This window comes from Idiomarina sp. ST20R2A10 (genome assembly GCF_051842345.1).
GTDB classification, from domain to species: Bacteria; Pseudomonadota; Gammaproteobacteria; order Enterobacterales; family Alteromonadaceae; genus Idiomarina; species Idiomarina loihiensis.
Genome location: NZ_JBNIEY010000002.1, coordinates 105,439 through 125,625, shown reverse-complemented (window position 1 = coordinate 125,625; position 20,187 = coordinate 105,439). Strand labels below are relative to the sequence as shown.

At 44.6% G+C, this 20,187-nt stretch carries 21 protein-coding genes; 11 read left to right on the top strand and 10 right to left on the bottom strand.

The window, feature by feature from the left end; all coding sequences use genetic code 11:
* Positions 1-247 precede the first annotated feature (247 nt).
* The 7 genes from ACP7H9_RS04750 to ACP7H9_RS04720 all read right to left on the bottom strand — a co-directional run bounded on the left by ACP7H9_RS04750 (position 248) and on the right by ACP7H9_RS04720 (position 10,574).
* The gene (locus tag ACP7H9_RS04750) at positions 248-1,309 is read right to left on the bottom strand and encodes a hypothetical protein (RefSeq protein ID WP_439222272.1); all 1,062 of its coding nucleotides are present in this window, start codon (positions 1,307-1,309) and stop codon (positions 248-250) included.
* Positions 1,310-1,741: 432 nt separating this feature from the next.
* A complete protein-coding gene (locus tag ACP7H9_RS04745) occupies positions 1,742-5,053 on the bottom strand; it encodes an NERD domain-containing protein (protein WP_439222270.1) in 3,312 nt (1,103 codons plus the stop codon).
* Between the two features lie 47 nt (positions 5,054-5,100).
* Positions 5,101-5,493, bottom strand: a complete 393-nt coding sequence (locus ACP7H9_RS04740; RefSeq protein WP_439222269.1) for a hypothetical protein — start codon at positions 5,491-5,493, stop codon at positions 5,101-5,103.
* Entirely contained in the window at positions 5,486-7,360 is a 1,875-nt protein-coding gene (locus tag ACP7H9_RS04735; RefSeq protein ID WP_439222268.1) for a hypothetical protein, read from the bottom strand. Before ACP7H9_RS04735 ends, ACP7H9_RS04740 begins: the two co-directional genes overlap by 8 nt.
* Positions 7,357-8,955: a hypothetical protein gene (locus tag ACP7H9_RS04730; RefSeq protein ID WP_439222267.1), complete on the bottom strand. Its 1,599-nt coding sequence runs from the start codon at positions 8,953-8,955 to the stop codon at positions 7,357-7,359. Before ACP7H9_RS04730 ends, ACP7H9_RS04735 begins: the two co-directional genes overlap by 4 nt.
* Positions 8,952-10,118 (bottom strand): tyrosine-type recombinase/integrase, encoded by a 1,167-nt coding sequence (locus tag ACP7H9_RS04725; RefSeq protein WP_439222266.1) that lies wholly within the window; start codon positions 10,116-10,118, stop codon positions 8,952-8,954. The genes ACP7H9_RS04730 and ACP7H9_RS04725 overlap by 4 nt, the downstream gene beginning before the upstream one ends.
* Positions 10,119-10,169: 51 nt before the next feature.
* A complete protein-coding gene (locus ACP7H9_RS04720) occupies positions 10,170-10,574 on the bottom strand; it encodes a hypothetical protein (RefSeq protein WP_439222265.1) in 405 nt (134 codons plus the stop codon).
* A 194-nt stretch (positions 10,575-10,768) separates the two neighbouring features.
* Between ACP7H9_RS04720 and ACP7H9_RS04715 the strand changes: the two genes are divergently transcribed.
* The 3 genes from ACP7H9_RS04715 to ACP7H9_RS04705 are packed head-to-tail and all read left to right on the top strand — an operon-like array spanning position 10,769 to position 12,706.
* A complete protein-coding gene (locus tag ACP7H9_RS04715; RefSeq protein ID WP_110013917.1) occupies positions 10,769-11,167 on the top strand; it encodes a thiol-disulfide oxidoreductase DCC family protein in 399 nt (132 codons plus the stop codon).
* A gap of 41 nt (positions 11,168-11,208) precedes the next feature.
* On the top strand, positions 11,209-12,189 hold the full coding sequence (locus ACP7H9_RS04710; protein ID WP_110013918.1) for a catalase family peroxidase: 981 nt from the start codon (positions 11,209-11,211) through the stop codon (positions 12,187-12,189).
* Entirely contained in the window at positions 12,182-12,706 is a 525-nt protein-coding gene (locus ACP7H9_RS04705) for a cytochrome b (protein WP_110013919.1), read from the top strand. The genes ACP7H9_RS04710 and ACP7H9_RS04705 overlap by 8 nt, the downstream gene beginning before the upstream one ends.
* Positions 12,707-12,717: 11 nt before the next feature.
* On the opposite strand, the gene ACP7H9_RS04700 is transcribed toward ACP7H9_RS04705, so the two are convergent.
* Positions 12,718-12,969, bottom strand: coding sequence for a TIGR03643 family protein (locus tag ACP7H9_RS04700; RefSeq protein ID WP_011235278.1), 252 nt, complete (start codon positions 12,967-12,969; stop codon positions 12,718-12,720).
* Between the two features lie 188 nt (positions 12,970-13,157).
* On the opposite strand from ACP7H9_RS04700, the gene ACP7H9_RS04695 reads away from it, so the two are divergent.
* The 5 genes from ACP7H9_RS04695 to ACP7H9_RS04675 all read left to right on the top strand — a co-directional run bounded on the left by ACP7H9_RS04695 (position 13,158) and on the right by ACP7H9_RS04675 (position 16,162).
* Entirely contained in the window at positions 13,158-13,457 is a 300-nt protein-coding gene (locus tag ACP7H9_RS04695; protein ID WP_011235276.1) for a Rho termination factor N-terminal domain-containing protein, read from the top strand.
* 123 nt (positions 13,458-13,580) lie between these two features.
* Complete coding sequence (gene rhuM, locus ACP7H9_RS04690) at positions 13,581-14,588, top strand: RhuM family protein (RefSeq protein WP_439222264.1); 1,008 nt, start codon at positions 13,581-13,583, stop codon at positions 14,586-14,588.
* 76 nt (positions 14,589-14,664) lie between these two features.
* Complete coding sequence (locus tag ACP7H9_RS04685) at positions 14,665-15,363, top strand: nuclease-related domain-containing protein (protein ID WP_439222263.1); 699 nt, start codon at positions 14,665-14,667, stop codon at positions 15,361-15,363.
* A gap of 7 nt (positions 15,364-15,370) precedes the next feature.
* The gene (locus ACP7H9_RS04680; protein ID WP_439222262.1) at positions 15,371-15,823 is read left to right on the top strand and encodes a hypothetical protein; all 453 of its coding nucleotides are present in this window, start codon (positions 15,371-15,373) and stop codon (positions 15,821-15,823) included.
* Between the two features lie 168 nt (positions 15,824-15,991).
* Complete coding sequence (locus ACP7H9_RS04675; RefSeq protein WP_011235272.1) at positions 15,992-16,162, top strand: DUF3545 family protein; 171 nt, start codon at positions 15,992-15,994, stop codon at positions 16,160-16,162.
* Positions 16,163-16,235: 73 nt separating this feature from the next.
* Here ACP7H9_RS04675 and suhB read toward each other — a convergent pair whose 3' ends face one another.
* The gene (suhB, locus tag ACP7H9_RS04670; RefSeq protein ID WP_011235271.1) at positions 16,236-17,012 is read right to left on the bottom strand and encodes an inositol-1-monophosphatase; all 777 of its coding nucleotides are present in this window, start codon (positions 17,010-17,012) and stop codon (positions 16,236-16,238) included.
* A 108-nt stretch (positions 17,013-17,120) separates the two neighbouring features.
* On the opposite strand from suhB, the gene trmJ reads away from it, so the two are divergent.
* From trmJ to ACP7H9_RS04655, 3 genes are all read left to right on the top strand, one after another.
* On the top strand, positions 17,121-17,843 hold the full coding sequence (gene trmJ / locus ACP7H9_RS04665) for a tRNA (cytosine(32)/uridine(32)-2'-O)-methyltransferase TrmJ (RefSeq protein WP_011235270.1): 723 nt from the start codon (positions 17,121-17,123) through the stop codon (positions 17,841-17,843).
* A 66-nt stretch (positions 17,844-17,909) separates the two neighbouring features.
* Positions 17,910-18,389 carry a Fe-S cluster assembly transcriptional regulator IscR gene (iscR, locus tag ACP7H9_RS04660; protein WP_011235269.1) on the top strand — a complete coding sequence of 160 codons (480 nt, stop codon included), beginning with the start codon at positions 17,910-17,912 and terminating at the stop codon, positions 18,387-18,389.
* Positions 18,390-18,419: 30 nt separating this feature from the next.
* A complete protein-coding gene (locus ACP7H9_RS04655) occupies positions 18,420-19,577 on the top strand; it encodes an IscS subfamily cysteine desulfurase (RefSeq protein ID WP_439222261.1) in 1,158 nt (385 codons plus the stop codon).
* Here ACP7H9_RS04655 and msrA read toward each other — a convergent pair.
* Positions 19,574-20,119, bottom strand: a complete 546-nt coding sequence (msrA, locus tag ACP7H9_RS04650) for a peptide-methionine (S)-S-oxide reductase MsrA (protein WP_110013923.1) — start codon at positions 20,117-20,119, stop codon at positions 19,574-19,576. The genes ACP7H9_RS04655 and msrA overlap by 4 nt on opposite strands.
* Positions 20,120-20,187 lie beyond the last annotated feature (68 nt).

Here is a 20,187-nt window from a genome sequence, read left to right as displayed (position 1 = left end):
TGTCTAAAAATTCTCAGAAATCCAAGACGTTACACAAACGATGCACCAAGATGGTTTTCGTTACAGAAGTAATAAACTTGTAACTTTACATCAGACAAAAAAAGCCGGCATTAGCCGGCTTCATAAGGAACTATAAAAATATCATTCAATTGATGCGCGAGTCTTTGTGCGCACTCGACCCTCTTTTTTTGCTCTGGTGACGGCCTCATGAAGCATGCGCAAACCAGCAGCTTTTCGACCAGACTGATTACGGTTTTGGCTTGAAGGCATAAAAATCTCCAGAATTGCTGTTGTAGGGATTATCTATTAACGTGTGCGACCATCTTAACTGAACTCCATTAGAGTTAGCAAGCTTCTTATAGAATCCATTTAATTTAGGGTATTGAGCTTCCGCAAGATACATTGATGGCTGCGTTTCACTGCAAGCATAATGTGAAGAAATATAAGCCAATAAAATTTGGCCTAAAATATTCATTTCCTTCAGCCCTAAGTTGTTCGGTGGACGCTCAAAGTATGTACGTTGCTCAAGGTTTTTGGATAAATCAAATTTAACTTCAAACAAACGAGTAGAATCTTGTACGTCAAGAGCATGTCTGCCTTCCGCTAACATATCATCATCAACCGTCATTAGATCACTAGGCGTGAAGAAGATTTCGTAATGGTTACCTCCAACCGTGAACTCGGCAAATTCAATATTGGTCCCAAGGCCATCAACATTATCAGCAATACTTATTGGCAACGGAATATGCCTTAAAACTTCAGCACAATAAAAGGTATCGAGCAAGTCGCCTACTACCTGACTGCCAACCAAGCTGCTTCTGTGTTCTAAGTTGTAATGAAACACAACACCACCGGCGGTGTCGATAACTGATTCAATATGAGCCAGCGGCAAGCCTTGCTCACTAACACCAAGAAATACAACGATGTCACCCGGTTGCCAATCGTAAGCAGTCAAATCAACCTGCGGCATAAAACGATACTCGACAAGAGCCGCTGGGAGCTGTGCGCTTCCATAGATGTGGGTGGAGCTACCATTTGCTCGCTCGATCAAAGTGTCGATATTAAGTGTATAATGAGTAAAAGGAATACCCAGATGCTGGCAAACTTCCTCAATCAATGCGCATTCACGATGCACCCTATTAGGTTGAAATGCATCAAACTCCTCCGCAATTTGTTGTGCTAAGTTAAGAGCACTCTCATTATCGGCTTTTGTAAAAGCCGTATACAACGGGTGGCCCAAAATATCATTATAGGTGGGAGCACCTGACGTGGAAGATAACCCTGCGCCGGAAATCAGCACTATTCTCATTTGAAACTCTTTCCTTAGACTGAAAAACAAAGTAGCGACTTTCGAGAGTCATCGAGCATGTTATTATACCAGTAATGTTGGTTTTGGTTGAAAGAAACTCAAAACAAATGAAGCAGTAACCTTTCGGTTATAATGAGGAAACGCTCGACATAACATGGCACACTATCTACGCCACTACACGCAAAGTCAGCAGGCAAAAGGTAAAGATATCTGCTATTGCTCAAAGCCGCCTTGGTCACTATGAAACTATATTGCTCAGTATAAGATTTTATTACTCTCGTACACTAGCGTCGCACTGTTTACTTTTATTTATCGATCCTAAAAGATACGCAGCCTAATCACCTTCTCTTTGAAATCAATTAAGTCGAGTGCGGTAGGAAAAGTCATATACGTCTGTTTTATAATGTATGGCTCTACTTTAGATTCTAGTAGTCATGTAAAATTCACTCGACTTTCGATTTCTTTGATAGCCGTCAATGCCGTCAGACCATATTTATTATCACTAGACAACTCTCTTAAAGCTCTGAGATCGTTAGCATCGCCTAACACTCCGATTACTTGTATCGAGAAGAGAGCAATACTCTCTTTATCATTCGCAAATCCATTTTTAAAGTATGATATCTGGCTCTCTCTCCGTGTTAGCGCTTCACGACATATTGTTTTCAGTAAGTTCGGGTAAACTTCGAGAAACGCCTGCTTTCTTGAGCTTCTAAAGTCTGCTTCATGTAGCACCAGGTAAATAATACCAGCGCTTGCGCAATCATCATGACTCAATAGCGTTAAGCGAGCTGTCTCAGTTTTTTCGGAAGTTTCGGGGCTATTACAATTTTCGTGGTTAAGCCAATAAAAAAGTTCACCGACTGCCAGCAGGCAACTTTCGGGACTATTCGTTATCTCTCCTCTAGGTCCAGGAAGCTTACTTCCTAACCTCCCTAACGCTTCGTGAGCTGCGATGAAAGCATCTATAGAGTCTTGTGGCATAACATCGTTTATACTAGGTAATAGCGTCCACGGAGCAATCGCATCTGATGTGTCCGTCGTATCAGAATCACTCAGTTGGCTTAGCTCTCTAATTAATATGCCATTAAAAAAAGTCCCCGACTTCGCCCCTCGACAAGCCTTAGTATAAAGCATTTTCTTTTCATCAACTCCGAGTTCATTGAGCACCGCACAGTAAGCAGAGGAAAAAGGATGATCAAATTGAGACATAAAAGCCCCATAAGCTGCTTGGTCAATTTCGGGACCGTCTTTCTTTAGAATGTCATTGACCTCTTTTTGAACAGAACCTGTGTAACCTCTGTCGAATCCGCTTGGATCAAGTATATCTAAAACTTCAAAGATACAGGTATTCATCATAGGGGTGGAATCGCTTAAACAAGAGCGCAAACCCTCTATCAGTTTTAGCATTAAATCATCACCAATATCACCGCGATAACGGGCAAAGTCGAGTACAACCAATTTAAGGTGGTATGGAAGTGAGTGGAAATTGTCAATTAGACTGACCACATACGGTGCTGAGATTAAGCTACATCGAGTAGCGATTGATAGCTTAATAAGAAAATAATATTGCCCAACTGTACTTGCACGAGCCCAAGCTTTAGCTAAGTTATTTTCCATAAGTTCACGGCTAAAACTCGACGTATCTCGAATTCTTATATCTAAAGCGCCAAACAACGTCGTTATCCTCAAAGTCCGGCCTAGTACATAAGTCTCTGAAAAATACGCATCTCTAATGGGTATTTTATTTTTCTTTGCTTCTTTAAATAAGTCAAAACTCGCACTTTCTATAGAATTATCTAAACAAGCGCAAGCATCCATAATCAACTCTATGTATCGACCTTCACAAATTCTTGCTTCAATAACTTTAATGTAAGCAGAAAACTGAGTTAAAACGGGGTCGACTCCGTTTGGTATAATTGTGAGGCCATGAAATCCTGTACCTCTAACTTTGAATTCAACGCCCTGAATTTCTTCAGTCATGGCGAGCATTAGATTATCGGCCATGACACATACAAATGATTGAGCAATAAAGCCACACTCGCCCCTATAACACGCACTCAATACATCAGGAGCATCACACGAACTAATAACCTCTGTGAGGACATTATCATCTTCAATACCGCCTAAAATAAACGACCGCGCAAAGTGGGCCCAAGGCAATTCCATAGCTGAAAGTATGTCCGAGGGGGTGTCTCCGACTTTCCTAATAATTGCCTCAGCTTTGAACGCAGCAAAAAAGAGTTCATGGGCGAAACTAACCCTATTGCCCCTGATATGTAATAGCCCGGAGGAGAGTAACGCATCTCTCTCTTTACCCCCCAAGGTAACTCGACTGATAAGTCGGTCAAAGTCCCTTATTGAAATACTAAAGCTTGCTTTCTCTGATAGGTGTATTGCCAATAACGTTAGGATATTGATACCGTCCGTATCATATTGCCCTAATTTAATTCTTGAATAACAGTCAAATAGTGAGAACCTGCTTGCGCCCAAGGGTAATCTAGAGCCCGCCTGACCTATAAGTTTAGCTTCAAGGCCTGACCTTACAGCTGAGAGGAGGCCTCGACAGCTATCATCTTGCCCTATCCCACCATTCGAGTTTGCAATCTCAACTTTTAACTCTTCCGATGGCATAGTTACATCTATTAATTTAGTTGAGAGCAACTCAGAGCGCGACAATTCATGTTGAGAGCTTACGACAACACCTGAACGATAATGTAGCGAGAATGCTTTCAGGCTTCTAGTGAGATCGGCTTGCAATGGCATGCTACATTCGTTATAACCATCGAGAAAAAGAATTACTTTTCTTTCAAGTAAACGATTAACTCTGAGAAGATAACTTGCTTTTTTACCAATCAGAAGACTTACTTCTTTATCAAGAAGATCTTGAAAGCTCCCATTAAACTCTTTTGCGGATAAAAAAATGGGAAGACAATCATTTTGAAGGCAGTATAAGGCGCAACTAGTTGCCAAAAGGCTTTTACCACACCCTGATGGCCCTCTAATCAAGACACTCGACGAATTGCTGCTTACCAAATCTTGAACTTGGCCTTTTGAAAGTTCGTGATTCTCATATTTGTATTGGTCCTTCAAAAGGTCATCAGCTATCGGGCCGTAGAATTGTAAAAACTCCGTAGCGTAAAACTCTAATGTCCTCTCGGCGTCAAGAAGACTCTGGTTGTAGGCTGAAGCCGGTTCTTTTACTTCTTGTAATTTTAACCCGTGCGCTAGTTCCTCGCACTGAGTCTCTATGAGTTTACAGGCCGAATCACTCTGCAAAATCAAGTTTATGAGAGAACTCCCACCTACGCGGACTTTGTAATCGCCCTCTGTGATAGTTGAACCTAGGGGCACATCTGGCATTACAGCTACAATAGCATCGGGATATCCTTTTGCCTCCGCCACTGTGTTAATTTCATCACGCAAAGCATTCTTTGCTTCCAACGCCTGTAGGTAGGCGTTTCGCATTTTGTGCCTGCGGAATGGTCCCAATTGTTCCCAATATCCATTCATACCGCCTGAAACCGCTAGTGAGAAACGTTTAGCTTCAATAAGAAGTGTTTTACGCTCGGTAAAAACAGCGAGATCTACCTGTCGATGACCAACGTTAAAGTTTACAAAAATATAACTCCAGCCATTAGACTTACTTAAAGTCTCATAGACATATTTAAACGCGTCTAAATCTGACTGATGTGCGATAGAATCGCCTATGAAAACTCGTGGATTTGAGGAATAGTTTTCAGTCATCTAACTTCCTAGGTTTCGTTAATAACTGCAAAATAATAGTTGAACGACTACATTTTATTGCTAATTCTTACAACGTTACCGCTTGTCAATTCAGCTTTTAACTGAGCATTTTCATCACTCAGCGTGGCGTTAATCGAAGTCAGTTTACGTATGTCTGATTCAAGCTGTTCTATATATTCTCTAAGCTCTCTGTTCTTCGTTTTCTCAGACTTTAATTTTTCATTCTTTTCATCCCGTTGAGTCTTATGCGCTTTGCCGGTGATTTCGCGCACCTGGGCTGCTATCTCAGGGTAACGGTTATGAATAGCAGAGTCCGAGACGCCTGCTTCTTCTGCAAGCGCTGAGATACTGATTCTGCGTTTCTTATCGACCACCTTGGGTCTGCCATGTTTAAGGCGCATCAGAGCGTTCTGGAGTTCTTTTTCGGTTGAATTAACCATTAGACGACACCTTTTTTACTTCATCCCACAGACCAATATCCTTTAATACACGTTCACAACGCTCAATATCTCGCTCTACACGCTGTTTTCCTGCTTCACCTATATCATCTATCTGTCTTAGCTCTATTTGCTGCATGTAGACACCTTTGAAGTACGCACCGTGGCGCGTTTTCTCAATAACGGACTCCGAACAATCGGCACAGGCAGTTCCTTCTATTGATGATCGACCACCGCATCCTGCGTTATCAGATGTACACCACGAATGGCCTGTTGAACGCAGATGAACGGTATCTGAAATATGCTCTGCCATTTTTGTGCGGCTATCGAAGGTTCTCACCGCTTCATTATTTGAGCGATATGAGATCAGCTTGTTAGCAAGCCCACCCGTAATGATCGTATCCTCATCTAAAAACTCTTCAACGCGAGCGATTTTGAAATTTTTAATCTGTACTGCAATTTCATCGTAAAGCTCTTCGTCTTGGCAATTATTTGCAGAATAGAGCAAGGTCATATCCATACTCCAATGCTTAAAGTGCTGTCTAAGATAACGTAAGTCTCCATAAGCCGACTGCGCCACATAGACTGCAAAGGTCCGTCTAAAACGGTGAGCAGCCAACCCCTCTATATTTAATGCGTTACCAAAAGCTTTTAGACCGTATTCAAAAAACCGGTTAGTTAACGCAGTCACCTGGTTGCGCTGGCTCGTCGAATTGGTTAAAAAAAGATGGTGCTTGAACTGCTCGATTTTCAATCCGCGAGGGTCGTGCGGGTCTTTTATTAATAATGTCGATTGCTCTTCCAATAGCCGCTCTCGGAGTGGTTTGACAAAGACTTTTTGCACTTCAATCGCTTTGATAACAATCTTCGGCACTAGCCATTCGGTATAGCCTTCATCGGTTTTGCTGGAGTGAGATTTTAGCCAATAGTAGATATCCTCGTCGTTATCTTCAATTCGATACGCATCGGTTTCAATGGCGCAGAGTTCGTGAATGCGGATACCACTGAATGTCAGGATAATGATGGCCATAGCAACAGGAATACTATCGTGTAAGGCATTAAACTCTCTAAGCCCCGCATACCCTTTGGGCTTTAAAAAGCGATTGGTGATGGCAGTACTTATACCCTCTTCAGAATTAATGGTCTTAGCCAATAGACCTCGTTCACGCGCAACTCCTGCTTGAAGCTTTATCAGCTCACTTGCCTGCCCTAAAACCGTATTGCAATGGTTAATTAAAACCTTGAGTTCATTATCGGGAATGACTTTAGTTTTGGCGGTTCGCTTACCTTGCCCAGTTGCTCCGGCTAGGTGAGTTGCTGAACTTTCAACCCAGGGGTGCTCAAACGCCCATTGCGTGCCTATGAGATTGTGATACAGGCTTTCTATCGCTGAAAACCTATGTATTAATGTGCCTTTAGACAGGGGCTTTTGGGTCTGTTTAGAGATGCTTTGCTTAGATTGATGAACATAGTTTGCACAATGTAGTGGGGTTATCGATGCACTGCTTTTGACATTAATACTATTTAAATAATTCAGGAAAGGCTTTAAGTTTTTGACGACAGAAAACAGCGTATTTCCTGATGGATTGTATTGAGTGTCATAGTGCTTTAGGGCAAATTTTACCGCATCGACAAATTGGCTCGGCAGGAGATCAAAGCAGAGTTTCTTATGGTCATCTCTTGCACTCGACGGAAAGCGCTCATCCTCTAATCGCCAGATATTATCACGATATTGACTGATAACGTAATACGTCCCATCGGGTAGTTGGTAAGAAGATACAGGCAAGGCCTGAAGCTGGGTGTTATCCAGCCCATGCAGATTTTGAGGCCGGCAATAGTCGATAGCGCTAATAGCCAGGGCCTGACTCATGCGACCTCCTCTAACTGACTGCGATGCTTCCATGCCGGATGAGGGTTGGCTTGCGCTTTGGCTTTGATAGTTTGCACATACGCTTCATCGAATTGCGGAGCAATATCCCTGTCAATGATACGAACTATATGAGCAAAATATCGACTCCAGCGCTTCGCCCCAACTTGCTTACGCTCATGCACGATTAACCAGTAGAACGAGAACAGGCGATATAAGTCTTCTTTTGTCACCACCATATTTCGACAGCGAACACAGCTGAGGAAGTTGGTGCAGTAGATTTTGTTGCCGTGCTTGTCGGTACGGTTTGAGATATCTGAGCATTTAGACACGGGCGTGTTATTTTCAACAACCTCAACATTAATAAGCAACTCTTCAGTACGCACCTTGCCCATATAATTGAAGTTCTTTTCCGCTTCTTTTGGGGCTTCAAGATAGTGGGTTTGCGACACTTTAACCGTATGGTTAGACAATGCAGCGGTCACAAACGGGTCGCCACCTGAGAGCTCCCAGATGCGGTTTTCAAAAGTCTTTCTAAAGCGTGAGATATTAACTTGCAGTGGGTCGCCATTGTCGTTTTTCAGCCCCTTTTCTTTGACCCATTTGCGGGTGTTACGGGTGAGTGTACTACCTGCTACAGTGGTGATTTCACCATAATAACGATTCGTGTCTGAAAGATAAGAAAACACCAAATCCGTACCGCTTTGCGCTCGTAACGACTGGTTCATGTCAATAACATGCTGCACCATAACTGCAACATCTGCCAGAACCGTTTGCACGTTTTCAATATTAGATGAGTGGCGAAGACTCTGAATATGAGTCGCATTCCCACGACGCTTATAAAGCACCAGTAGTTTGCGGTTTTCTTTAAGTGGATGCGCTTGAATCGAGTCCGTGGTCATCTCCAAAAGCGGGGTGGTGTTCATTCCGCTCCGAAGCGCAATCGCCAATAGGAAAATGGTTAGCTCGTAACTCGTTAGGGGCTCGTTCTTTTCAAGGATATGGCTCACGTCGACACGAAGCGCATGAGCTACACGTCTACGTTCAGCTTTAGAAAAACCGGTTTGTCCCTTCTTCTTTCGATTGGAGTTCGGGAAAGGATTTCTGGGAAACTCAAAACGCTCAAGCCATCCCATTTGCTGCATTTTGACTAAAATGGGTTTGATGTGGGTATATTTAATTTTAGCACTCGCACCGTTAGGGTGATGCATTTTTAAATGTTGGATGTAACGCTCAATCAGCTCAACCCTAACATCTGACAGTGTTAAATTCCGGCCTAATGCCTGGGTGTAAATCGTTAAGTAGTCGGCAAAGAATTTGATTCCATCTGAGCAATAATGTAATACCGTGCTCGGCGCTACGACTGACTCAGACAGCATGATGTCAATGGTTTGCTGCATGGCGCTGGTAATGGCATCAAAGCCTCGCCCGTAGTACTTGGTAAAGTCGTAACTTCGCCGGCCGCTATAATTTTTCGGAAAGACTATGACTTTATTTTCAGGGATACCTGATTTTAAAATAGGCATCGTCATCACCACACCATCCTGGTCGGTAATCGGTGCTAATTGGGCTTGGTTAAAGTCTTTGCGTTTTTTCATGCTACACCCTTGGCTTCTTCAAAGATTAGGTCAATATCCTGGTCGTATTCGGTCATCAAATCGCCTTCCAGGTCTTCAAGGTAGTGCAGATAAATTTGGGTAGTGATTATGCTTGAATGGCCTAAACGGTCTTGAATATAAACCAACGGCTCTCCGCGATAATTCGGGTTGCTTCTTAGTCCATACAGCTTAAACGTCGCGTAGGTGTGGCGAAGCTTGTGTAAGCTAATATCTTTCCGCCCAACAATCTTTTTCAGCTCGTTATTAAGTACTGTGCCTTTAATTGAATACGGTTGACCAAACCGGTTCAATAGTAAAGCCTTCTGTTCGCTGACTTCATTTCTCATAAGTAGATGATTTCGCTCATGAAGCTTGTATTGCCAAAGTCGCTCATACAAACCTATCGGGATATGAATAGTGCGCTCTTTATTGCCTTTTGTACCGCCTTGGCCACTTTTAACTTCCATGTCTTTAGAGCGCAGAACCACGGGCACTATAGCCTTGCCACGCTTTGTCTTTGGGTCTTGTATATAGCTATCGGGAAAAGTGAGCAGCTCTTCTTTACGCATTCCGGTTTGAAGGGCCAGCCGATAGATTAAATGCTGAGAGATAAAACAGGGGTAGTTCATTAAGGTTTTGACTTCTTGTTTCGTCAAAATCTGCAAAGCAGCGACTTTCTCTTTCAGCATCACATTGGCAGTACTCTTCTGATTACCTGACTTGTCGGTATGAGCCAGAAAACCTTTTTGTTTATTAATAACAACCGTTTCAATGTCATAAGGCACAGACTCAACCCAGTGCTTTCTATAAGCAAACTGATAAAACTGAATAATGGTTCTTAAACGTCCATTGATGGTTTTAGGCGATAGTCCGAGACTTACCGACCAGTCTCGATAAGCAGCAATCACCGAGTGCTGTGAAGTGGCTAATCTTGAACGCCAATCTAAGCCTCTCCCTTCCAGGTAACCAAAGTAGTCGTAGAGGTCCTGTCCGTAGCGCCACCATGTATTTTTACTTTCGACCCTCCCTCTCGTGATGCAGAAATAGATTAGAAACTGATGAACCTCTCTCACCAAATCCATTTCATAATCAACAATCAAAGGGAAATCTTCATAAGGATGACCATGTAGTCTGAAGTCTTTTGTTGCCTTAATTAATCTCATAAAATACGGATAGTTAAATATATGATTTAACTATAGATTAATGGTAAGTGTTTAACAACTAAATATCATATCAAACACCATATATTTCACTTGCCGCCAACGGTTATCCCTTGGTGTTTGGGTTCGCACAATAGAACTTAATTCCTCAAAATTCTGGCGTTTTGTCCACAGCTCACCGTCAAGCCAAACGGCGGGTAGCGGTGCAGTAAACCATTCCGGAGCTGATATCAGGTTGCCTTGTCGGGTCAGTAGTTGCGATCCTGTCCAAATGGCCCGGATACCATCGTATTTTTCACTTACTAAGTAGTTGCTAATGGGGATGGTATTGTCCTTTTCATACACTTTTGCCAGCTGAGTTTGCGTTGAGGCCTGCAACGCGGCTGCAGGAAAGGCACAAAAGGCAGCGATAAAAAATACCACTAAATAAACAAGATGAATTCTAGAGAGTTTTGGCATCCTTGCCTCTTATTTTGGAGCGAGTTGCAGCGCGTCTGCGCCAAGTATCATAAAGAGACTAGCACTGCTTACTAAGGTTGGCTGCATGCCAATGTCGCATTGTGAGATAAGCAAACCGATTTTCGCATTACATTATGAGTCAAATACGCAAAAACAGCGTATAAGAAGGTGTAATTCGCAAAACGGTGGTTCTAATGTCAGAGCAAAGTTCGAAACTTGTTATCTTCTTCGACGGTGGATGTCCGTTATGCGTGAAAGAAATGCGCCACTTAAGAAAACTGGATGAACAACGAAACATCCAGTTTGAGAATATTAACGAGCCGGATTTTAATCAGCGCTATCCTGCAGTAGACGTTGCTAAGGCTAACCAGTATTTACACGGGCAGACCCGTTCCGGTGAAATGATTTATGGTCTGGATGTAACCTATGCGGCCTGGTCGCAGGTGGGTAAAGGCTGGATGATCGCGGCTTTACGCTGGCCTGTCATTCGTTGGTTTGCCGATAAAGCCTACTTGTTTTTCGCGCGTTACCGTAACCGTATTTCGAAGCTGCTAACAGGGAAAGAGCGCTGCTCGCAGTGCTCGATTGACTGATATACTCTAACCGAAAAAATGATAACAAGAGTAGTTTCAATATGAAAAAACAATATCTGGCGTTATTGCTGGCGCCAATAATGAGCGTTGCAGCCGATGATCCCCCCAAAGTTAGTGCGCAAGAGTTTGTGAATTTACAGCAGGGAGCAAACGCCCATGAAGGCTTCCGCAGAGCTCACGCAAAAGGTATTTGCCTCAGTGGTGAGTTTCGTTCAAACGGGCAGTTAGCCGGCTATTCAAAAGCGGGACTATTTGAAACGGGCTCCATGCCGTTTATCGGGCGTTTTTCTGTTGCAGGGAATAATCCAACAGCGCCTGACTTAAAAGCACCGGTACGCAGTTTAGCTCTGAGCTTTGCCATGAGTTCGACCGAGCAATGGCGTATTGCAATGAATACGCCGCCGGTAATGGCTGTTAAAGATCCGCATACTTTTTACCAGCAAATTCAGGCGATTCAGGCAGGCCCAAAAGCAATACAAGCGTTTTTTGCCGAACACCCTGAGAGCAGTGAGTTTCTGAGCTGGAAAGCCCAATACCAACCCAGCGGAAGTTTTGCTGCGGAAACCTATAACAGCATTAACGCGTTTTATCTGGTGAATTCAAACGGCGAAAAGCAAGCCGTACGCTGGACTATGCAGCCTACGGTTTCAGTTTCTGCTGACAACTTAGAGGGTGTGGATGCTCTGCACCAGGAAATTACCAACCGGGTAGCGAAAGAAAATATTGTTTTCGACTGGGTCTTTACCTTGGCAAATGAGAAAGATGACGAGAACAATCCAACAAAGGCATGGCCTGACAGCCGTGAGCAGATTACGGCCGGGCAAATTGTTATTACCGGGGTAACGCCGCAGTTACAGGGCGAATGTCACGGTATAAATTACGACCCTCTGGTGTTACCAACCGGTATTGAGGCAACCCGTGACCCCATACTACGGGCTCGTTCCGCAGCTTATGCCGAGTCTTATCGTCGCAGAGCAAAAGAAGCGTTAATGGGCGAGCTGGAGGAGCAGGGTAATGAATAACACACAACAGTTTCCCTTGTCGATGCGCTTGTTCCACTGGGCTATGGCGGCTTTGGTGATTTCGATGCTGGCAGCTGGTTTATTGATGGTTCGTTCTTTAGAGCCTTGGCAGTTAAGCATTTTAACCGTGCACAAAGCCTTTGGTGTCGTGGCTGCCGCACTGGTTATGGCACGTTTAGTTAATCGTTTGTTTCATCAAGTTCCGCCACTACCCGGAGACTTATCAAGCCTGCAGACATTTGTCGCTAAGGCTTCTCACTGGCTGCTTTATTTGCTGTTGTTCGCCATGCCAATTTCAGGGTACTTAATGCAGTACTTTGCCGGGCGACCAATTGACGTATTTGGATGGTTCCGCTTACCGTCGGCACTTACTGTCAATATTGAGAACTATGCCATATTCCGGGAACTGCACGGCTGGCTGGCAATAGCTCTTATGGCACTGGTTGCTTTGCATGTTGCAGCTGCCTTGCATCATCACTTTATTCGCAAGGACACGGTTCTGAAAAGTATGCTTTAGTAGGTTATTGCCTAACGCTGTTTATATTGTGTTGGGCAGTAGCCGCGCGACACTTCCGCGGGGCGCAGTTTACGATGTTTAGTATTGCGCCCCGATACACGTTCCCGCCACAAGCGGAAGCTGCCCGGCTTAAGTTGCGAACGCATAAACTTAATAACCTGCTTTTCCTGCAGGCCAAATTGTTCTTCAATAGCTTCAAATGGCGTGCGATCTTCCCACGCCATTTCAATAACACGTGATACTTCAGATTCAGTCAGGTTCATAAACAGGCTGCCTAAGCGGTTTTATCGAATTACGTTCGCTTGTATTAATCGGATCTTCACAACTACACTGAACCTACTCTATAAACCGTAAAGATGACCTGCGTGTCTTCATTTTAAGATGTGCTGTACTAGGTTTAAAAGTGGAGAAAGCGAAACGCACTGATATTTTACTGATTAAGGGGGCAACTATGCCAGACGTTTGGCGCGACAAAGACGAGCGTATGTATCAGCATATTAAGCAGTCTCAGCTGGATGACGGAAAAAGTGAAGATGAAGCAGAGGAAATTGCCAGCCGCACTGTGAATAAGCAGCGACGCGAAGAGGGGCTTACCGATAACACCACTACTCAGGGGACAGGTAACCCCAATACCCGGCTGGAAGAGCGCACTAAAGATGAGTTATACAATAGGGCGCAACAGCTTGATATTGCTAACCGCAGCGAAATGACAAAAGACGAACTGATTGAGGCAATAAGGCAAAAGCAGTAAGGGATTAAAGCTGACGAATGACGGCTTTGGTGGTTTAATGAAATCATTGTGGCCGAAAGAAGAAATGCTGACTATGCTGGAACGTTTAGTGAAAACATCAAGCTCAAGGATGAGAAACGAAGCATGAACAACAAGCAAGTTCAGATATTTGAGAGTCAGGATGGGCAGGCACAACTGGAAGTGGCTTTGGAACAGGATACGGTTTGGCTGAACCAGACTCAGATGTCATTACTATTCAATACCTCGACTGATAACATCGGTTTGCACCTGAAGAATATTTATAGGGAAGGTGAATTGGAAGCAATGGCAACTACCGAGGATTTCTCGGTAGTTCGGCAAGAAGGTAAACGACAAGTTCGCCGTCGCGTAAAACATTACAACCTTGATGCCATTATTTCTGTGGGCTACCGCGTGAGCTCTAAACGCGCTACACAGTTCCGCCAATGGGCAACGCGAATATTAAAAGAGCACCTGGTTGAAGGCTACACTCTAAACCAACGTCGGCTGCAAGAGCGGGGCGTTGAGTTTGAGCAGGCTCTAAATCTACTCAGTCGTACACTGAGTAACCAAGGCTTGGTATCTGAAGCTGGTGAAGCCGTTGCTCAGGTTATAAGTGAGTACGCTCGTTCCTGGTCACTGCTGCAAGGTTATGACGAACAAGTTCTAGCGGAAATAGGCACCAGACAAAATGGTATGCAGGCTCTGGATCCAGATAATGCAGCCGATGCCATTCAACAGCTTAGAAAAACACTTATAGCTAAAGGCGAAGCCACTGAGCTATTCGGACAGGTTCGTGGTAATGGGCTTTCCTCGGCATTAGCGACGATAGAACAAGGTTTTGCAGATGAGTTGTTTTACCCCAACATAGCAAGCCGAGCTGCCCATCTGTTGTACTTTGTTATCAAGAATCACCCCTTAGCAGACGGTAATAAACGCTCGGGCTCTTTCCTATTTTTGTGGTATTTGCGATTAAATCAGCACTTGTTAGCTAAGCCCGTTGAAAAATTGATTAACGACAACACGCTAGTGGCTTTGGCACTATTAGTAGCCGAGAGCTTACCAAACCAAAAAGAGTTGATGATTCGTTTGGTAGAACATTTTATTCTCCTTAAGGAGCCTGCCGATAACTAAGAATTGAAGCTGACGAATGACGGCTTTGGTGGTTTAATATATCCCCTAATTCGCAAGGAAAAGCAGTCAAATTGTCATGGCCGACACGCAGTACATAACCAAGGATCGTCTCTCTCAGGAAGTGAATAAAGCCCGCGTATGGATCGCTATTATTGGCGCACCTATTGCGGGCTTTTTAATTTATAAATTACCAAATCTCTGGTGGATTGTCGGACTAAGCTACCTTTTCAGCGTTATTGGTGTGGGATCCACTAAACGTTCAGGCGCCAGAGGCGAATTGAAAACACTGAAGCTACTAAAAAAGCTTCCCGATAGCTATGTGCTGTTTAATCAGGTCGACGTACCCAACCCACGAGCAAAACGAGGCTTTACTGAGCTGGATTTAATCGTGGTGGGCCCTAACGGTGTGTTTGTTGTGGAAGTGAAAAACAACAACTCAAAAGTAACGGGAGATGAGCAATCTCCTAATTGGATAGCCCATAAAGTGGGCCGCAAAGGTGGCCGGTATACAGCCAAAGTTCGGAATCCAATAAAGCAGTTAAAAAAGCAAATACATGTATTGGCAGAGCATTTGAAGAAAAACCGCGCATCTACCTGGATAGACGGAGTTGTGTTTTTTTCACACCGCAGCGCACGGGTTAAGTTGTCTTCACCTCCCAGCGTGCCCGTTCTTGAACGTAAAGGACTGGTCGAGTATATTTTGAACTATCAGCCCAAGCGGGCACCTTCGAATATTGATACCGTCGTGCAGCAGTTAGTAACGCTTAAAAAGTGACAGATAAATGAATAAATACCATAGCTTCAAAGAGAAACTTAATGAGCACATGCTAAAAATTCCTAAATGGATAAGATTGGCTTTGATCTTTCTTCCCTATTTTCTCTTGTTTTATTTTGAGTTGGGATTTTGGGGACAATTGTATGGGGCTATGCTTGTGTTGTTGGCTTTTTATATTACCCCTGACGCTTTTGGGAATCGGTCGCACAACCGAAGCGAAGTAAAAAATATGATGGCGTTGCTGGGTGTACAGGGTGAGCAATTGCGTGTAGGACTTGAGCAGGTGCCGGCTAAAAAGTTAAAGCGAGTGGCTGTTGGTGAATATGATAAAAACTCAGCTATTTTGAGTTTTCCTTTTAACTACCAAATTAGCCATCATTATGTGTTTCCGATTCAGCAATTTGACTCCGTTCAGAACTTCTTTAAGACGCATTACCCTCAAGTTGAGTTGATCACCTAATTCTTCACACCTTCGCCATCATTTGTTAACAAAAGCGTAACAAAGTTCTTTTAATGTGGCCTGGTGTGTGGTACTTATGAGTTGTGGTTTTTTTGTTAACAAACAGATTAACTGCAGCGCTAATACCATAATTAAAAAAGTTGTATCAAAAAAGCAGAGGGTCATAACATGGATCATTCAGAAGAACTGCAAAAGGTTAATGACAAGTCTGGTAAGGGTCGCGCGGCAAAACGTAAATGGCGTGAAATAGAACAACTAAAAGAGAAGTACCGGTTGCGGGAAGAACTCTCTGATATGGATTACTCGCTTGAACTCGATTTAGAAGAAATCGAACTATAAAAAAGAACGCCGTCTGGGTTAGCTCAGACGGCGTTTTGCTTTTGGGCTTACTGCTCTTGTTTTTAGAAAGAGCTTAGCGAATTTGTGCCAGCATTTGTTTTAATGCTTTTGGTGCACCGGCTGCTATGTTGCCTGACTGAATGTAGTTGTGGCCACCCTGAAAGTCACTGACTATGCCACCGGCTTCGCGAACCAATAATTCGCCAGCCAACATATCCCACGGCTTAAGACCCATTTCCCAGAAGGCGTCGTGGCGTGCTGCTGCAACGTAAGCTAAGTCCAGTGCTGCTGCGCCTGCGCGACGAACGTCGGCACAGTGCTCAAACAACTTGCTGAACATTTCCAGGTATTCCGGTAAACGGTTTTTCATTTTGAACGGGAAACCCGTTGCTAAAATAGCGCCTTTTAATTCCACTTTAGGTGAAATACGTAAACGACGACCATTTAGCTGCGCACCGGCGCCGCGGGTAGCGGTAAATAATTCTTCGCGCATAGGATCGTAAACAACGGCCTGTTGAACAGAGCCTTTGTGAAGCAACGCTATAGAGATACAAAAATGGGGGATACCGCGCATGTAATTGGTGGTGCCGTCTAGCGGATCAATAACCCACTGGAAGTCGTTTTCTTTTCCAGCTTGAGTACCGCTTTCTTCTGCGATGATGCCGTGATCAGGGTAAGACTTTTTGATGGTGTTGATAATAGCCTGCTCTGCGGCTTTATCCATATCAGTAACCCAGTCGTTCAAACCTTTTGATTCGGCTTCAACAGGACTGCCCTGGTCGAAATTTTTAACTAAAATTTTGCCGGCCGCACGCGCTGCGCGCACCGCAATATTTAACATCGGATGCATACCAATTACCTGTGCTGTAAAAGAACAATTTTCGGTCGCGGATCATACCAGTGTTACGGTATCATGCCAAACTTTTCCATAAGCCGAGAAAAACTCAAGGGAAACGCCATGCTTGATAACATTCGTATTGTTCTGGTGAATACGTCTCATACCGGAAACATAGGCTCTGTCGCCCGTGCCATGAAGACTATGGGGTTGTCTAAATTAACCCTAGTTGACCCTGTGCAGGAGCCTGACAGTCACGCATCGGCGTTGGCCGCTGGCGCAACCGATATTCTGGCGTCGGCGACTATTGTGGATACTCTGCAGGAAGCTATAGCCGACTGTGGTCTGGTTATTGCCACTAGCGCTCGTAATAGAACATTGGATTGGCCGCTGTTAGGCCCGCGAGAGTGTGCGGCAAAAGTATTGGAGGAGACCAGTCAGCATCAGGTTGCTCTGGTATTTGGCCGTGAAAACAGTGGATTAACCAACGAAGAGCTACAGCAAAGTCAGTTTCATTTACACATACCAACTAACCCCGATTACAGCTCGCTGAACCTGGCTATGGCGGTGCAGACTGTAAGTTATGAGCTACGCATGCAGTGGCTGGAATCGAAACAACGCGCTCCGGAAAATTTACCGGAGTACCCGCGCGCTGAAGATTTAGAACGGTTTTATGAGCATCTTGAAAAGACTCTGGGTCAGACTGGGTTCATTGTTCCTCAGCACCCCGGACAAGTCATGACGAAATTGCGTCGTTTATTTAACCGAGCCCGCCCGGAAGAAAATGAAATTAATATTTTACGTGGCATCTTAGCCTCTGTGGACAAATCAACGGGTAATACTTGACTAAAATAGTCGGGAATGTAGAATCTCAATACATTAACGATGAATTAAACAGCAGAGGAAACCACCATGCGCCTGACGTCAAAAGGTCGATACGCAGTAACAGCTATGCTGGACGTTGCGCTTTTTACGGCAAATGGTCCCGTGCCGTTAGCGGATATTTCTGAGCGTCAGGGAATATCTCTGTCGTATTTAGAGCAGTTGTTTTCGCGCTTACGTAAGCACGGGTTGGTGGACAGTGTGCGAGGTCCCGGTGGTGGTTATCGTCTGGGCTGTGCCGCAAACGATATTTCTGTTGGTGCCGTTATTCACGCGGTGGACGAGTCAATTGATGCAACACGTTGTCAGGGTAAAGCTAACTGTCAGGGCGGCGAACGTTGTCTGACCCACTCTTTGTGGGAAGGGTTAAGCGACAGAATATCCGACTTTCTTGACGGTATTACGCTGGCCGAGTTGATGAAGAAAGAGGACGTCGGTGACGTTCTGAATAGGCAGAATGCGTTGCATAACCACAGTGAAGAAGAGATTAAGTTAAACTCTCACCTATAATATTGCCTTTAAGTTGTCAGGAGCAAGCAAGTGTCTAAGTTACCTCTTTATTTTGATTATGCTGCAACCACGCCGGTAGACCCTGTTGTAGCAGAAAAAATGATGGGATGTTTAACGCAGGATGGCTTGTTTGGTAACCCGGCATCGCGTTCGCATAAGTACGGCTGGCAGGCAGAAGAAGCTGTCGATATTGCCCGGAATCAGGTTGCTGACCTTATTAATGCCGACGCGCGCGAAATTGTTTTTACCTCAGGTGCGACTGAGTCAGATAACCTCGCCATAAAAGGCGCAGCTCAGTATTACTCAGATAAAGGTAAACACGTTATTACACTTAAAACCGAGCACAAAGCGGTTTTAGATACCTGTGCGCAGCTGGAAAAAGAAGGCTTTGAAGTGACGTATCTGGATGTCGGAACAGACGGCTTGCTGGATATGGATTTGTTCCGCTCAGCCTTGCGCGAAGATACGGTGTTAGTGAGCGTAATGCTGGTTAATAACGAAATTGGCGTGCTTCAGGATATAACCACTATAGGTCAATTGTGCCGTGAAAATGGCACAATATTTCATGTTGATGCTGCACAGGCCGCCGGAAAACTTCCGATGAATATGGCCACGTTACCTGTTGATTTAATGTCACTTTCTGCGCACAAGATGTATGGCCCCAAAGGCATTGGGGCATTGTATGTACGCCGCACTCCGCGAGTTCGGCTGCTGGCGCAAATGCATGGCGGCGGTCACGAGCGGGGCATGCGTTCAGGCACATTACCAACTCACCAGATTGTCGGTATGGGTGTTGCGGCGGAACTTGCCCGTAACGAGCTGGAACTGGAGCCTGCAAGAGTGGAAAATCTGCGTCAGCGACTATGGAAAGGGGTTAGCCAGTTAGAAGGTGTAACTTTGAATGGCTCTGAACAGCAACGCGTGCCGCATATTACTAACATCAGTTTTGCCGGGGTTGATGGCGAATTGCTGCTAATGGCGTTAAAAGATCTTGCGCTTTCTTCGGGCTCGGCCTGCACCTCTGCTAGCGTTGAGCCTTCGTATGTCCTTAGTGCTTTAGGGGTTGGGCATGAACTGGCAATGAGTTCACTGCGCTTTAGCATTGGGCGTTACACTTCCGAAGAAGACATTGACAGTGCGATAGAGCTTATCCACCGCACTGTAGGTACTTTGCGAGGCGCTGCTTAGTCCTTAAGCAGGCCAGCAAAGGTTTTACGGAATTTAGCCAGCTTCGGTGAAATTACCGCCTGACAATACGGGTTTTCCGGGTTTCTGGCGTAATAATTTTCGTGATAGTCCTCTGCCGGGTAAAAAGTCCCTAACTCAGTGATTTCCGTTACGATGGGAGCCGCAAATGCTGCATCGGCTTCAAGTTCCGCAATAATATTTTCCGCTTCGCGTTTTTGCGCGTCGTTATGATAGAAAATTGATGTGCGATATTGCGTACCCACATCGTTGCCCTGACGATTGACCTGAGTTGGATCGTGCAGAGTGAAAAAGATTTCTAAGATTTGACGGTAAGAGATCTGCTCTGGATCGTACTGGAGTTGCGCAACTTCGGCATGTCCTGTTTCGCCACTGCAAACCTGCTCGTAAGTTGGATCGATGGTATGCCCGCCAGTGTAGCCCGATTTAACCGACTGAATGCCTTTTACCTGAAGGAAGGCTGACTCAACACACCAGAAGCAACCCCCACCAAGAGTGGCTTGTTCATATTCATTGTTCGCCATGTCAGAACTCCTTATCGTCAAATAGACGTCTATATGGCTATATAAGTTCTCCCATCCTAGCCGAGAAT